We start from the raw sequence: 15,796 nt of genomic DNA, 5'->3' as shown, positions 1-15,796 counted from the left end.
TTTATTGTAGTAAAAGTACCAAAGAAAGTATTAAAAAATCCTCCCCAAATTGAATTTTATTGATGTATTCATAAATGTATACAAGTACACAAAAAGAAAACATAGTGTATACATAATAGTAAACATGTACACAAAGAAGTGTACATGTTGATTTAACAGTATGTGTGCAATTGTGTATACAAGTATACGAAATGAGTAGAGTTGTATACAAAGAGAGATTAAATGTTTACAATTTGAATACATCTTTTGTTGGATTGACCGTGTTTACTCTATAAGATAACCTTAAATTGGTAGAACATATAGATGAAGGGATGATTTGATGAATACTTCAAGAATTTGTGCAATCGATGTAGGAAATGACTCAGTTAAAGCTTTATTTGGTAAGTTAGATTATGAACTCAATATTCCTAACGTAATAGCCGTATCCACAGAAGACAGACCTGTTATAGGAATAGAGGAATTGAATGATAAGGATCCAATTGAAGGAATTCATATTAGAGTTCACTCCCCTGCCCTAAATGATAATAATATAATTTACAGAGTGGGTAGTTTAGCAACAAAAAGTGATAATGCAACTGAATTAGACCCTGGTAGCAACAAATCAGAAGAAGATCAAACATTAGTAATGTTATTTGCTACTTTAGCTTTAGATGCAGTGAGAGAAGAAAACTCAGAACTATTCAAAAAGAATAATAATATAATAGATGCTAACTACACATTGGGTACAGGTTTACCTTTACGTGAAGTAAAAGAAGGTAAGGATGTAGGTTATCGTTCACAACTTTTAGGATCTGTTCACCAAGTGGAATTTTTAGTGACACCTAAATATCAAGGATTAAAAGTGAATATTAAGTTTGAAGAAGTTAAAATCTATCCTGAAGGATTTGCTGCATATATAAACTTAATAATGGATAATGATCTAAACATTATTAATAGAGATTTGGTAGACAAAAGTATCCTGATTCAAGATATTGGTGGACTATCAACGGATGTAGCAGTTATTAAAAATCGTAATGTAGATGATGATAAAGCGCAGGGGTTCAATTTAGGTGTTTCTGAAGCTCTAGAGTCTATTCGAGAAGAGATTAGATTAAAACATGGTGTAGAACTGGATAGCCGTAGAGATGTGGTAGATATTATCACTAGAAAAAATGATCGAAATCATATTATGGTGAATGGTAGCCGTACAAGCGTTCATGATATTACTGACCGAATTCTGCTAGACTTGGCGAAAAAAGAATATCGTCACTTACGTAATGTTTGGCAAAAAAATTCGCAAACAGAGATATGCTACTTTGTTGGTGGTGGAGCAATTGTATTAAAAGAGTATATCAAAACACTAAACAACAATCTAAATGGATATAACATCGAATTCTTTGAAGATGAAAAAGAGAGCATTTGGATGATGGCAAATGCCTATCATAAATTAATCTCTGATTTTGTGAGAAAGAATAAGAAAGATATAAAAAGTAATGAAGTAGTGAAACAAAAAGTAGAAAAATAAGGTGATTTCATGGAAAAAGCGAGGAACTCTGGTATTCAAAGGGGACAAGCAATTACTTTTCGTCTGCCTTCTGACACTCCTGATCACATTTTAAAGCAAATGCAAAAGTTAAAAGAGACTGAGAGAAGAAACTTTTCAAGTAAAATAGCAGAGTTTGTTTTGGAGGGAGTAAGTACCTCCTTATCTAAGGATAGAGAAACTATAACTATCCCGATGCCTAAGCAGTTAAGTAAGGAACAGCGTAACTGGCTCAAGCATGCACATTCCGAAGCTATGCTAGGAAATATTGTCTATCATTTGTTGTCTGATCCAGTTCGTGCAATGTCTATTCTTGCTTCCCTTAATAGTAATGCCTTAGATATTGACCAAGCCTTATACTTACAAGCTGAGCTTACTGAAGAAATAGATGATGAATTAGATATTAGTACTAATACTAGCATTTTGACGGAACAAGAGAATAATCCCCCAGAATTACCCGATGATGAAATCGAAGATGATTTAATGAACTTTGACTGGGAGCAAGCAAAACAAGAGCATGCCACCACAGAAGAAGATTCAGAGGAAAGTACCGAGATGGAAAGCTTGGATGATTTGCTTGGTGACTTTCTTTCCAGGATGAATAAATAAAAGTTGAAGTATAAATAGGTAAACTAATACCCCCAACCATTAATATTGGTTGGGGGTATTAGTCCTAGTGGAATTTTGTGGTTATAATCTATCACGTTTATTCAAAGGATCATTGTCCAAACGGTTTTCTTCCAACGGATCATTATCTAGAGCCTTAGCTTCGATATCATCTGTACGATGGATATTTGCTTCTTCGCGACGAACTGTCTCGTTTACAAACTCGGTGTCCGTTACTTTTCTCTTGCCTACAACAATTTCTTCACTTACGACAGGACGTTTGGTTACTTCTACTCTATCTTCCATAACTGGAATATGAATTTTTTCACCATCATCTACAATTTCTCCAGTGGCGTTTTCATCAACTACTGCACGTCTTTCAATATAAACTTCTTCGTGCTCTACTGGAACTTCAACTCTTTCTTGCGTTTTTACAACGTGTTTCTCAACGTTCACTTCACCAGCTAGTTGTTGTTCCTTGTCAATGGACAGTCTTTCCTCATGAAGGCGCATCCGTTCTTCTTGTGTATGACCATCAATGAAGTTGTCTGTTGTAGAGAAATTTGTACCTGTTTGCGTAGTGCCTAGATCTTTATCATTCTCATCGTAAATAGTTCCGTACTCTTTATCTACATAGAGAAGGATGCTACCGCTTTTAACTTCATTATAATACCGATCGGACTCTTCATCAGTGAAACCCATATTTAGAAACGCTGCTCGAACTGGTTCATCTCCACTCATGAAAGCCATAAACTTATCGAGCCAGTTACCTTCTACTGTAGATAGATCTACGTCCGTCTGACCGCGAACAATAGAGAGCGACTCTTTATCGTTAGACACTACATATATATCTTCTTCCACATAGCCTTCAAGTTTTAACTCGTTAATCTTATCGATTACTTCCTGTTCTGTTCTAAAAGATCCAATATATTTTTTGTTTGCCATTATTAATCTCCTCCTAAAAAATTAGATATTAATATCGTGCATGTTTAATAAAATACCCAGCAATGTTTTAAATTAAACAAAAGCAACTTCATTTTTGAATAGGATAAAGTTCAAAACAAAAAATTAAAGAAACTGCCAGTTGCTTATAAAATAAGGGTTTAAAGCACTTGAAACAATTTTTATAAGATATTATTATTCCAGTAATTGGATTTTTTGAAGCGAGTTAAGGGTAAAATAATTGGAGATGTCTTGGTTAGAGTTACAAAAACCCCAAATAATTGGCACTATGAAAAGTGCTGATTATTTGGGGTTTATCTTGAAATCTCTAATTTTTAGAGTCTCTCTCGAACTTAGGAACCAAATCGAAAATTCGTTGGTCCTCAAATGCATCTATGAGGCGTTCAAGCCAGTTGTAGTAATCTTTCATATACTTAAGCTTACTAATATCTATTTCAACCACTTCACGCAATTCATCACTAAGTGTTGGATTTTGCAATAACTCCTCATACTCTGCTAGTGACTTTTTAATAGCTGCTGAATGAAGAGTAACCGATCTCTGCCATTTAATAGAAAATAAATCGATGAAGCTTTGATGCCAATCATCGGTTACTTTATATAAATCTTTTCGAACTCCTTTTTTCCATGCACGCTCAACTAATTTTAGTTCAGACAGTGCCCGGACAGAAGTACTCATACTTGTTTTACTCATGCCTAATTTTTCTGTCATATCATCTAATGTTAAAGGTTCATTTTGAAAAAACATTGTGCCGAATTGTCTACCTGCAGAAGGCACCAAGCCGTATAAATGTATATTTTGGGCAATTGCTTCTATAATTCTTTCCCGTGCTTTATCTATTTTTTCATGGTCCTCCATATACGTTCCCTCCACTGAAATTAGCTTCATTCAAATCATCTGCTAACTAAATTTAAATGTATTATATCCTTACCCAAAAAGCAATTTTTTTAAATATTTTTCGTACAGTTTTAACTGTACAAACAATTAATATAGTTAATACTGTTGAAATTATACGAAAAAACCACTATAATGAATTGGGTTCGGATTTTTCGGACGGTAAGGAGTGAAGATATGACTGAGGAATACATAAATAAAAAAATAGTGGTAAAAGACGCTACTAAGATATTTGGTAAAAGTAGTGGCCGTGCTATACAGATGCTGAAAGATGGCAAAACAAAAAGTGAAATATTGAAAGCCACGGGGGCAACTGTGGGGGTAAAACAAGTATCCTTTGATGTAAATGAAGGTGAAATTTTCGTCATAATGGGTCTATCTGGAAGTGGTAAATCAACATTAGTTAGACTACTTAATAGATTAATAGATCCAACGATGGGGCAAATATTACTGGACGGTAAAGATATTGTACAGATGAATAAAGAGCAGCTTCGTAATGTAAGACGGAAGAAAATTGGTATGGTTTTCCAAAACTTTGCGCTCTTCCCACATAAAACAATTGTTGAAAATACAGAATATGGTCTAGAAATCCAAGGGATATCTAAAAAAGAACGGAACGAAAAAGCAACAGAGTCATTAAGACTTGTTGGTTTGGCGGGATATGAAGACCAATACCCGAAACAACTAAGTGGGGGTATGCAACAGCGTGTCGGACTTGCTAGAGCACTGGCAAATAACCCCGACATCTTGCTTATGGATGAAGCGTTTAGTGCATTAGATCCACTGATACGAAAAGATATGCAAAATGAGTTGCTTCAGCTTCATCACGATATGCAAAAAACAATTATTTTCATTACACATGATTTAGATGAAGCACTTCGTATCGGTGATCGTATAGCACTGATGAAAGACGGAGAAATTGTTCAGATTGGATCACCTGAAGAAATTTTGATGAGTCCATCCAATGAATATGTCGAAAGGTTTGTAGAAGACGTCGATTTGTCTAAAGTACTAACTGCTGGTCACATCATGAAAAAAGCCGACACAGTAAAAGTTGATCGTGGTCCGCGTGTAGCACTTCGACTGATGAAACAACTGGGTATTTCTTCTATATATGTAGTGGATAATGCGAATCGCTTACTAGGAGCTGTAACTGCGCAAGATACTCTAGAAGCTATTGAATCGGAGAAGTCTTTGAATGATGTGCTTATTTCTGACCTTCCGATGATTTCACCTGATACAGTGCTTACGGAACTATTTGATGTAGTGTCAACCGCGAGCATTCCTGTTGCTGTTATCAATGAGGAACAAAAGCTGCAAGGGATTATCATTCGTGGTGCCCTTATAGGTGCATTATCTGGGGATAATGATTTTATAAACAAAGATGGAACAGTGGATTCCGAAGAGCAAACTATTACGGGGGTGAAGTAAGATGGATAAATTATTACCTCGTTTACCTTTTGCTGATTGGATTGATACTGGTGTTGACTGGTTAGTAGATACATTCGGGACTGGTCTGGACGGATTTGCCGATGTATTAGAAGGGGTAGTAGAAGGTTCAGTAGATATATTGGATTTAGTTCCTTCTATATTACTAGCTTTTATCTTTGCTTTGATAGCTGGAATTATATCTACAAGAAAGATTGCCTTCTTTTCATTGATTGGACTCTTATTCATTGATTACTTAGGATATTGGTTCCCTATGCTTCAAATGTTAACGCTAGTACTTACTTCCGTTATTTTTGCATTAGTAATTGGTATTCCTGTCGGGATTCTTGGTTCACAAAAAGCAGGTGTGCGAAAGGTAGTAAATCCAATATTAGATTTAATGCAAACAATGCCTGCATTCGTATATTTAATACCAGCGATTTTCTTTTTCAACATTGGAGTAGTACCGGGAGTTGTAGCATCGGTAATTTTCGCAATGCCTCCTACAATACGTTTAACGATGTTAGGCATTCAGCAAGTTCCAAAAGATTTAATAGAGGCAACAGAAGCATTTGGTTCAACAACATGGCAGCGTTTATTTAAAATCCAAATTCCTCTAGCGAAACCTACAATTATGGCAGGGATAAACCAAAGTATTATGTTAGCACTATCGATGGTAGTAATCGCATCAATGGTAGGTGCGCCAGGCTTAGGGGAAGAGGTATACCGCTCTGTTACGCAATTGAAAACAGGAGTTGGTGTAGAAACGGGATTATCTATTGTAATCGTTGCGATTATTTTAGATAGAGTCACGCAATACGCTGGAAATAGAAAGAAAAAATTAGGGGGACATTCATTATGACATTAACAAAAAAGATAACAGGTATTGGCGCAATTGCATTACTTTCACTTGGATTAGCAGCATGTGGTGATGCAGATGAGAAAAACGATTCAACATCTACAGACTCCACAGTAGGAGAATCCCTTAATTACAAAATTACGGGTATCGATCCTGGAGCTGGAATTATGGAAGCAACAGAACGAGCTATTACAGACTATGAACTAGATGAGTGGGACCTTGTAAGTGGTTCAAGTGCTGCAATGACAGCCTCTTTAAAAAAAGCATATGATGCGGAAGAGCCAATTGTGGTAACTGGTTGGACTCCTCACTGGAAATTTGCTGAATATGATTTAAAATACCTTGAAGATCCAAAAGGTTCATATGGTGGAGAAGAAGAAATTCACACAATTGGTCGTACTGGATTACAAGAAGATATGCCAGAAGCTCACCAAGTCCTTTCTAATTTCAACTGGACAGAGGATGAAATGGGTGAAGTAATGATTGCTATCAAAGACGGTGAAAAACCTGAAGTAGCTGCACAAACATGGATTGATACAAATCCTGAGAAAGTTGCAGAATGGACAGAAGGTATTGAAAAAGTGGATGGTGACAAGATTAAACTTGCATATGTTGCATGGGATAGTGAAATTGCCAGCACGAACGTTATGAGCATCGTATTAACAAGTTTGGGCTATGACGTAACAATGCTTCAAGTGGAAGCTGGTCCAATGTGGACTGCTGTTGCAGACGGTAGTGCAGATGCATCGCTTGCAGGTTGGTTACCATTAACACATGCTACGTATGCTGAGAAATTCGATGGCAAATTCGAAGATCTTGGTACAAGCATGACAGGTGTGAAAATTGGATTAGTTGTACCAGCATATATGGACATCACATCTATTGAAGACTTAAAAAAATAATTAGAAACGAAACAAATCTCCTCAGAGTAGATATTCTGAGGAGATTTTTCTTTTTATTTCTATCTTCAAAAGAATAATGATTATACGCTTAGGAATTTACCTTTAGTGAATCTTTATGTTCTCTATATAATAAGGCAATAGTAGTGAGCAAAATATTTTAGGATTAAATATATATCCGGCATTTATGATAATGAGTTTAATTGAGCTAAAATGTATATACCAATGAGGTAAGAAATTGAAAGTAACTTTTGTGACCAAATGTCATCTGAAGTGAAAGCGATTTCCGTTATAATTTATATTAAGGGGGAGCTAGGGATGTTGGAAAAACGAAGTCTGAATACTTTTTATCAATTGATGAAATTGCAACCGACGCAACTAACCTCTTTTATGGACAAGATAAACCTAACTGAACATCAGTTTCAATATGATGTAGAAAAAGTTAATAGCTTCTTATATAAAGTAGGGGTAACGCCCATTAACATTTCGGGTGACCGAATCATAATAGGGCAAGAAGTAATCGATTACTGGAAGGAAAATGGAGCAGGCTTTGTAGCAAATCAATTTTCTTTTGAGCAGGAAGAGCGTGTAATTATATTCTTGTTATATACCTTTATCCGACATGAACCTCTCTCCAATTTTCACTTTCAACACTTGTTTGGCGTTAGTAAAAATACCGTCAGTTCAGATGTGAAGCGAGTTAATAATTTTTGTGCTGATTTCCGTGTAGAAGTGCGCTATTCGCGTGTACATGGATACCATTTAAAAGGGACAGAAGAAGATAAGCGAAACTTAATGCTCAAAGCAATTTCTACATTGAAGATTAAATCATATGCTCATGAAAAGTTCACATTTATATTTCAGCAGCAACAATTACAGAATCAGTACGATAACTACCAACAAGTTTTGAAGGATTTTGAACAGCAGTATTCATTTGCATTCACGGAAGATAGATTGGATGAATTTATCTACTTACTTCAAATGGTTCATATTCGTCAACAACAACATAAACGGGTGCAAATCTATCCAGATACAGTGAGTTTTTTAGAAAATCAACAAGCTTTTCTAGTATCTACATTGATACAGCGGCGCTTGGGATATACAACTAATCGGGAAGAAGTTGCCTTTTTGACAATTCAACTGCTTGGCATTTGCCAAGGGGAGGTTAGCCCTGTTAGAACGGATGCACTATTTGCGATTACAGAACAAATTATTGTTAATTTTGAACGTTATGCATGTATCCAATTATTAGATAGAAACAAAGCAATGGAAACGTTGTATTTACATTTTAAGCCTGCCTACTACCGGATGCTCTTTAAAATACCAATTACAAATGTATTACTTAATGATATTAAGGAAGAGCATCGAGACTTGTTTATCGTCGTAAAAGAAGTACTCAAGCCAATTGAGCAAATGTTAAACATTAAGGTACCAGAAGATGAGGTAGGATTTCTAACCCTTCATTTTGGTGGATTGCTTAAAATGGATAGTGACAGCTCACTAAAGTTGTTTAGAGCTTTAATCGTTTGTCCAAATGGTATTAGTTCAAGTTTAATGCTGGAAAACCAATTAAAGTCACTTTTTCCACAGTTTAAATGGACTTCATCGTTTTCATCCTATGATTTTCAACATCTTGCAGATACGGAGTACGATCTTGTATTTTCCACTGTGGTACTTGAAACAAAAAAGCCGTTATTTATCATTAGACCAATTATGAGTGAAATGGAAAAGAAGGAACTAATACAAACAGTAGAAGGACTCACGCTCCAACAGTCATACCATAATCCAACCTCAGATGAATTAATAAAGATTATTCGTCAGTACGCGGATATTAAACAACCTGAGCTGCTAAAAAACGCATTACAACAGGCTTTGTTTAAAAATGATTACTTGAATATAGGGAGGAAACAACCAGTGTTAAAGGATTTATTAATCGAAGAGAATATCCAATTTATAGATGAAATAAGAGATTGGAAAGATGCAATCAAGGCCGTAGCGGAACCACTGTTATTAAATGATTCCATTACAAATCAGTATGTAGATGTCATGATTGAGAACGTAGTGACAATGGGACCGTATATTATTATCGGTGAACAAGTCGCGATACCGCATGCACGCCCAGAATTCGGTGTGAAGAAATTAGGCATGAGCTTGTTGAAATTATCAGAACCAACTTACTTGTTAGGGGAAGAGCAAAACAAAGTAGAAATATTCATTTGTTTAGCTGCTATTGATAACCAAACACATTTAAAAGCATTGGCTCAATTAACTACCTTGTTGAGTGATCCTGAAAAACTAGAACTTTTAAAGAAGGCTGAGAAAAAAGAAGATATTCTAAACTTAGTTGTAGAGTTTTCTGAACTATAAGCTTACAAAAATGAAAAATACAATCGAAACTAACTATTAATAGGAGGAAGTAAAAATGAAAATTTTAGCAGTATGTGGGAACGGTTTAGGTACGAGTTTTATATTGTCGATGAATGTAAATAAGGCACTAAAAGTATTGAATATAGACGGAGAATGCAAGAATATGGATTTGGCTAGTGCAAAGACAGAAGTAGCTGATTACTTTATTGGTACTCCTGAAATTATGGAGCAATTGCAAGATGGCAACAAAAAAACGATTAGTATTGTCAATATGGTCAGTGCAGATGAAATTCAGAAAGCGTTAACTACTCATATCGTGGGGGAAAAATAGTATGTTTGATTTTATCATGAAGGATATTTTAGGTACTCCAGCTATATTGGTAGGGTTGTTCGCTTTGTTTGGCTTACTTTTGCAGAAGAAAGCCATTACCGATGTTGTTTCCGGTACATTAAAAACGATTATGGGCTTCATTATTCTTAATGCAGGTGCGACAGTATTAACGGGTTCTCTTACTATCTTCGGAGAAATGTTCGAAAAAGCATTTAATATTGAAGGCGTTATTCCAAACAATGAAGCAATTGTGGCGTTATCACAAAATGCTTTTGGTACGGAGACCGCTATGATTATGTTAATAGGTATGATAGTGAATATCGTCTTAGCACGATATACAAAGTTCAAATATATCTTTTTAACAGGACATCACACTATGTTCATGGCTTGTTTACTTGCTGCTGTGCTTTCCACATCAGGGATGGGGAGTGTTCCTCTTGTAATTCTTGGGTCTCTAATTTTAGGTGGATTGATGGTTCTACTACCTGCAATGCTACAACCTACGGTAAGAGAGATTACGGGTTCAGATGATATTGCTGTAGGACATTTTGGTTCTTTCGGTTATTTCGTTGCTGCTAAAGTTGCTAAACTGACAGGAGATAAAACGAAATCAACAGAAGAGGTTAAAGTGCCAAAATCACTTGGTTTCTTACGTGATTCATCCGTAGCATTAGCGTTAACAATGACTATTATGTTCTTTGTAGTTTCATTATTTGTTGGGCCGACTTACATAGAGGAAAACCTTAGTGATGGTACAAACTTCTTAGTATTCTCATTACTTCAGGCCATTACTTTTGCTGCTGGGGTGTTCATCATCTTAGCTGGTGTTCGTATGTTGATCGCTGAAATTGTTCCCGCATTTAAAGGGATTGCAGACAAAATTGTTCCAAATGCAAAACCTGCACTAGATGTACCAATCGTGTTCCCATTTGCACCTAATGCAGTTATTATTGGGTTCTTATCAAGTTTCGTAGCTGGATTACTAAGTATGTTTTTACTTCCACTCGCTGGATTGGCAGTAATCGTACCAGGACTTGTTCCTCACTTTTTCTGTGGAGCAGCCGCTGGAGTATTCGGTAATGCAGTAGGTGGACGTAGAGGTGCTATAATTGGTGCTTTTGTACAAGGGATCTTAATCAGTTTCCTACCAGCAATGTTATTACCAGTCCTTGGTTCGCTAGGATTTGAAGGCACAACGTTTGGTGATTCTGATTTCGGTGTAGTAGGTATTATCATTGGTTATATTATTAATCTATTTAGTTAGTAATAGACTAATAAATTTACACATATAAAAGTAAAACAGTCATGGACGACAGGAGTCTATGGCTGTTTATCTGTATTGGGAGTCAACCACATTCGAGTAAGACTCTAAACTATTTTTCTAAATACAATTCAAACACATAAAATCCCGTAGGAACGAGTAATACTTGTTCCTACGGGATTTTGTTTTTTGAGCGATGTTGATTTATTAGATTATCTGATTATAAAAGCCAGTCCTAAAGAATACATTGTTTGAAAGGGAGTTGGTTTTCCAAAATGAATTTGGGCGATTTCACAATGTTTTACATTATAAAGGGGGACAAGCATTGAAAAAGAAACTAATTTTGAGCATCATTACTTTAATAGTCATGAGTATTGTTGCGGGGTGTGGGTTTGGGGGAGGAAAGGTACTAGATCGAATGGAAAAAGACGAAGTGCTGAATGTGGCATTTGAGGGTACGTATCCACCATTTAACTATTTAGATGACAATGGCGAACTAACAGGTTTTGATGTAGACATTTCAAATGAAATTGCGAAAAGATTAGGCGTGAAAGCTAACTTTGTAACTTCAAAATGGGAAGGCTTAATAGGTGGTTTAAAGGCAGATAAGTTCGATATTATCATTGGGCAGATGACTGTAACAGAGGAAAGGAAAAAAAGTGTAGATTTTACTGATCCATATGTTATAACAGGCTCGGTGTTAATCACTCGTGAAGAAACAAACGATATTAGTAAACTAGAAGATATTAAAGGTAAAAAAGTTGGTGTAGGTGGGGGAACTACGTTTGAAGAAATTGCAAATAGTGTAGAAGGTGCAGACGTCAAGCTATATAAAGCGTTTAGCGATTATTTAGAGGATCTTAAAAATGAAAGATTAGATGTCATTATTAATGACCAACTGCTAGTGAGCTATAACATCAAAGAAAATAATCTGCCGATCAAAGTTGCGAGCGATATTCTCAAAGTGGACGAAGTTGGAATGGCAGTCAATAAAGGTAATGAAGATTTTGTTGAGAAGGTGAATGAGGCTCTAAGTGAGATGAAAGAGGATGGGACGTATAAGGAAATATATAAAAAGTGGTTTGGTTCCGATCCTGTTGAACAATAAATAACAAAAGTACAAACATGATAAGGAGGAAAGAAAACCTTGCATATCGTAGTTTTAGGAACAGGGATGATCGGGACAACGGTCGTAAGTGAACTTGCCAATTTTACTGATATAGATCTAATTACTGCTGTTGATGTTAGGCAAGAGAGTATAGATAAATGTTTAGAAATCTCAAATAGTCATAAAGTTGAGGGAAAAGTTGCTTCATTAGAAACAAAAGAAGACATAGCTGAAGTATTAAAGTATGCAGATGTGGCTGTTGCATGTCTTCCTCATTCTTTGAGTCTCGTAGCTATAAAAGCAGCAATAGAATCGAAATGTCATTTAGTAGATTTAGTAGGATCTATGTTCAATGAAAAAATAGAATTACATGAGGCGGCAATGGATGCAGGGGTAATTATCGTACCAGGCTGTGGAGTAGCTCCTGGAATTACGAACTTTTTGGCAGCACAAGGAATTGAGATGCTAGAGGAAGCAGAGGAAGCGATTATGATTTGTGGGGGGATTCCGAGACATCCAGTTCCTCCATTATGGTACCAGGTTGTTTTTCGATTAGAGAGTGTGCTAGGCCTTTATACAAAACCGGCTATTGCAGTGGAAAACGGACAACTTGTAGAACTATCTCCTTTATCAGGATTAGAAAAGATGACATTCCCTCAACCCGTAGGTGACTGTGAAGCTGTTATTACGGATGCGCATAGCACAGCTTATATTCTAAAGGATAAAGTGAAAAACCTATATGAAAAAACAGTTAGATACCCTGGGCACTGGGACAAGATGAATGTATTAGGAGAATTAGGATTTCTTGATAATATTCCTATTACAGTAGCAGGAGTTACAATCACGCCACGAGCATTTGCAGAGCGAATCTTGGCACCTAAAATGCTAGGTGCCTCTCATGAAGATGTGACAGTGCTCCGAGTGGAAGTTAGTGGAGTTAAGGATGGAAAGCCAACTAAATTTACATGGGAAATGGTCGACTTATACGATCATGAACGAAAGATTACCTCTATGGCTAAAACTACGGCAATCCCTGCAGCGATCATGGCGAAATGGATTGCTTGTAAAAAAATCATAGAGACAGGTGTTGTACCAATAGAGAGCTTAATCGTTAAGGAAAGGTTCCAACCATTTATGGAGGAGCTGAACAATCTTGGAATTCAAATAGATTTTAAAGAAGATATTTTACTCTAAGTGATTATCAACCTTGTAATTCGTCGGAAAGGAGGTTGATGTATGGATGTTACGATAATTATTGATTCATTGCCATCTTTGCTTAAGGCAACTTTAATGACTATTTTACTGGCAGCGATATCCATCATAATAGCGCTCGTTCTTGGATTTTTTGCTGCAATTGTAAGAATCCTAAAAGTAAGAATATTAAACGGAATTGCCACAGCGTATGTTTCGATTATCCGTGGAACTCCTCTTCTTGTTCAGATTTTTGTCATTTACTATGGGTTGCCGCAGATTGGTATTTCGCTAGACCCAATATCTTCAGGAGTAGTGGCATTAAGCTTAAATGCTGGGGCTTACCTTTCAGAGTCCTTTAGGGCAGCAATTCTTGCTGTGGACAATGGTCAAATGGAAGCATCATTATCCATGGGAATGACGTATTCGCAAGCATTAAGGAGAATTATTCTTCCGCAAAGCCTTCGAATAGCTATTCCTACCTTATCTAACACATTTATTGTGCTTATCAAGGATACCTCTCTAGTCTCCGTTATAACGGTAACTGAACTACTGCAAATGTCGAGTTTAATCATCGCAAAAACATTTGAACCACTCACCATCTATTTACTAGCTGCGGCTATTTATTGGATATTAATAACTTTCTTCACAACTATTTTAGATAAACTAGAAGTTCGTACATCAAAATACTTGGTTCGCTAAGTACGTGCAGCATTTTAAATACGAATGATAGGAGATGTTCATGAGTATCATTCAAGTTAATAATTTGAGAAAAAGCTTCGGTACGAATGAGGTATTGAAAGGAATAGATTTAACAATTACTAAAAGTGAAGTGGTTGTTATTATGGGACCAAGCGGTTCAGGGAAATCAACCCTACTACGCTGTCTAAATTTCTTAGAAGAGCCAACGGAGGGTGTTATTCGTATTGGTGAATTCCAAGTAGTTACAGGCGGCAAAGCAAATAGTAAACGAAAAAAAGAAATTAGAGAACTAAGGAAGAGAACCGGGTTTGTATTTCAATCGTTCAATCTATTTCCCCATAAAACGGCCATTGAAAATGTGATGGAAGGGCCAATCATAATACATGGAACCAAAGTAGAAGAAGCTAGAATATTAGCGAAGGCACTACTTACAAAAGTCGGTCTTGGAGATAGATGTGATTACTACCCAGCACAGTTGTCAGGCGGACAGCAGCAAAGGGTAGCAATTGCAAGGTCGTTAGCCTTAAACCCTATGGTAATGCTCTATGACGAGCCTACTTCTGCACTAGATCCTGAGCTTGTAAAAGAAGTTCTACAGGTGATAAAAGATTTGGCACGAGAAGGAATGACGATGATTATCGTGACACATGAAATGAGCTTTGCAAAAGACGTCGCAGATCGAGTTATTTTTATGGACAAAGGAGTAATAGTGGAACAAGGAACATCAGAAGAGATCTTCCTGAAACCAAAAGAGGAAAGAACGAGACAGTTCTTATCGATAGTTAAGTAAAAGGAGTACCAGGTTCTATAACAGTTCTGAATTTGAATAGAGCCTGCTATCTTTTACTCCTTTACTCTTTTTCTTCAATATGAGTTGCAATCTCCAAAGCAATTATTGGATCCTTTACTTCGTCTATCATATAAACTGTACTTTCCTTTTGCCAAATAATGCGATTATCTGATTGATACACGTCAATATGAGCAAATCCGTTCGGTTTCGGAATAGGTAATGTATGAGTTTCTAAAAACTCAGTGGCTTCTTTTGCAAGTTTTTCTCCTTTTTCACCTTCTGAAGTATGTGTGTGTGCAGCGATTGCCCAACGACCTTCATTCCAACTTGTCCACATGGAGCCAGCGCCAGCATCCTGATAGCCGGTAATGCCAAACCCAAGATCAATTGGTTGTCCTCCAAACTCACTAAAGTTTTCAAATCCTACTTGTTCATTTGCTTCCTGTATGCTCTCATATTTTTGTGCTTTAAGACGAGCAATAATTTGATCATCTGCTAACATTTCATGATTAACAGCAATGGGCTCATCGCTTTCGTAAAAAATAACTTCATAATTGTTTGTATCTGATTTTGTCGTTGCGGTTAAATATTTTCCTTCTTCTAATGGTAATTCACTTGGCAGCATTTTAGTTAGATCAGTTTTCAAGTCAGTTTTTACTGCATCTAATACTTCTGCTTGTGTCATAGTTTGTTCAGTTTGATTGGTTTCGTCATTCTGTGGAAGGTTTTTGTCCGACTGTACTTCCGAAATCTGTTCTTTGCTATTATTCGTCATTTTATTTACATCATCGCTAGTGGAACAAGCACTAAGTAAAATTACGGTAAGGGCAGTGGTGGAAATTGGTGTTATAAATTTCATTTGAATTTTCCTTTCTCT

At 36.3% G+C, this 15,796-nt stretch carries 15 protein-coding genes; 12 read left to right on the top strand and 3 right to left on the bottom strand.

Features of this window, described 5'->3' with window-relative positions; genetic code table 11:
• The first annotated feature begins 319 nt into the window (after positions 1 to 319).
• Positions 320 to 1,504 (top strand): ParM/StbA family protein, encoded by a 1,185-nt coding sequence (locus tag BM260_RS06895; protein WP_093536410.1) that lies wholly within the window; start codon positions 320 to 322, stop codon positions 1,502 to 1,504.
• A 9-nt stretch (positions 1,505 to 1,513) separates the two neighbouring features.
• Positions 1,514 to 2,131, top strand: coding sequence for a hypothetical protein (locus BM260_RS06890; RefSeq protein WP_093536408.1), 618 nt, complete (start codon positions 1,514 to 1,516; stop codon positions 2,129 to 2,131).
• Between the two features lie 81 nt (positions 2,132 to 2,212).
• On the opposite strand, the gene BM260_RS06885 is transcribed toward BM260_RS06890, so the two are convergent.
• Together BM260_RS06885 and BM260_RS06880 are read right to left on the bottom strand one after the other, a co-directional pair.
• Positions 2,213 to 3,073, bottom strand: a complete 861-nt coding sequence (locus BM260_RS06885; RefSeq protein WP_093536406.1) for a YsnF/AvaK domain-containing protein — start codon at positions 3,071 to 3,073, stop codon at positions 2,213 to 2,215.
• 325 nt (positions 3,074 to 3,398) lie between these two features.
• Positions 3,399 to 3,947: a GbsR/MarR family transcriptional regulator gene (locus BM260_RS06880; RefSeq protein ID WP_093536404.1), complete on the bottom strand. Its 549-nt coding sequence runs from the start codon at positions 3,945 to 3,947 to the stop codon at positions 3,399 to 3,401.
• Between the two features lie 213 nt (positions 3,948 to 4,160).
• Between BM260_RS06880 and BM260_RS06875 the strand changes: the two genes are divergently transcribed.
• The 10 genes from BM260_RS06875 (at position 4,161) to BM260_RS06830 (ending at position 14,919) form a co-directional block, all read left to right on the top strand.
• Positions 4,161 to 5,414, top strand: coding sequence for a quaternary amine ABC transporter ATP-binding protein (locus BM260_RS06875; protein WP_093536402.1), 1,254 nt, complete (start codon positions 4,161 to 4,163; stop codon positions 5,412 to 5,414).
• Between the two features lies 1 nt (position 5,415).
• Complete coding sequence (locus tag BM260_RS06870; protein ID WP_093536400.1) at positions 5,416 to 6,273, top strand: ABC transporter permease; 858 nt, start codon at positions 5,416 to 5,418, stop codon at positions 6,271 to 6,273.
• The gene (locus BM260_RS06865; RefSeq protein WP_093536398.1) at positions 6,270 to 7,172 is read left to right on the top strand and encodes a glycine betaine ABC transporter substrate-binding protein; all 903 of its coding nucleotides are present in this window, start codon (positions 6,270 to 6,272) and stop codon (positions 7,170 to 7,172) included. Before BM260_RS06870 ends, BM260_RS06865 begins: the two co-directional genes overlap by 4 nt.
• Before the next feature lie 315 nt (positions 7,173 to 7,487).
• A complete protein-coding gene (locus BM260_RS06860; protein ID WP_175496222.1) occupies positions 7,488 to 9,536 on the top strand; it encodes a BglG family transcription antiterminator in 2,049 nt (682 codons plus the stop codon).
• A gap of 55 nt (positions 9,537 to 9,591) precedes the next feature.
• Entirely contained in the window at positions 9,592 to 9,867 is a 276-nt protein-coding gene (locus BM260_RS06855) for a PTS sugar transporter subunit IIB (protein WP_093536394.1), read from the top strand.
• A 1-nt stretch (position 9,868) separates the two neighbouring features.
• Positions 9,869 to 11,131, top strand: coding sequence for a PTS ascorbate transporter subunit IIC (locus tag BM260_RS06850; RefSeq protein WP_093536392.1), 1,263 nt, complete (start codon positions 9,869 to 9,871; stop codon positions 11,129 to 11,131).
• A gap of 322 nt (positions 11,132 to 11,453) precedes the next feature.
• Positions 11,454 to 12,236 (top strand): transporter substrate-binding domain-containing protein, encoded by a 783-nt coding sequence (locus BM260_RS06845; RefSeq protein WP_093536390.1) that lies wholly within the window; start codon positions 11,454 to 11,456, stop codon positions 12,234 to 12,236.
• Positions 12,237 to 12,275: 39 nt separating this feature from the next.
• The gene (locus BM260_RS06840; protein ID WP_093536388.1) at positions 12,276 to 13,430 is read left to right on the top strand and encodes a saccharopine dehydrogenase family protein; all 1,155 of its coding nucleotides are present in this window, start codon (positions 12,276 to 12,278) and stop codon (positions 13,428 to 13,430) included.
• A gap of 42 nt (positions 13,431 to 13,472) precedes the next feature.
• Entirely contained in the window at positions 13,473 to 14,129 is a 657-nt protein-coding gene (locus BM260_RS06835; protein WP_093536386.1) for an amino acid ABC transporter permease, read from the top strand.
• Between the two features lie 40 nt (positions 14,130 to 14,169).
• A complete protein-coding gene (locus BM260_RS06830) occupies positions 14,170 to 14,919 on the top strand; it encodes an amino acid ABC transporter ATP-binding protein (protein WP_093536384.1) in 750 nt (249 codons plus the stop codon).
• 61 nt (positions 14,920 to 14,980) lie between these two features.
• On the opposite strand, the gene BM260_RS06825 is transcribed toward BM260_RS06830, so the two are convergent.
• Positions 14,981 to 15,778: a hypothetical protein gene (locus BM260_RS06825; RefSeq protein WP_093536382.1), complete on the bottom strand. Its 798-nt coding sequence runs from the start codon at positions 15,776 to 15,778 to the stop codon at positions 14,981 to 14,983.
• Positions 15,779 to 15,796 lie beyond the last annotated feature (18 nt).

This window comes from Psychrobacillus psychrotolerans (assembly GCF_900115805.1).
GTDB classification, from domain to species: domain Bacteria; phylum Bacillota; class Bacilli; order Bacillales_A; family Planococcaceae; genus Psychrobacillus; species Psychrobacillus psychrotolerans.
The sequence above is the reverse complement of the archived record's forward strand: the minus strand, read 5'-3'. Positions and strand labels throughout refer to the sequence as shown.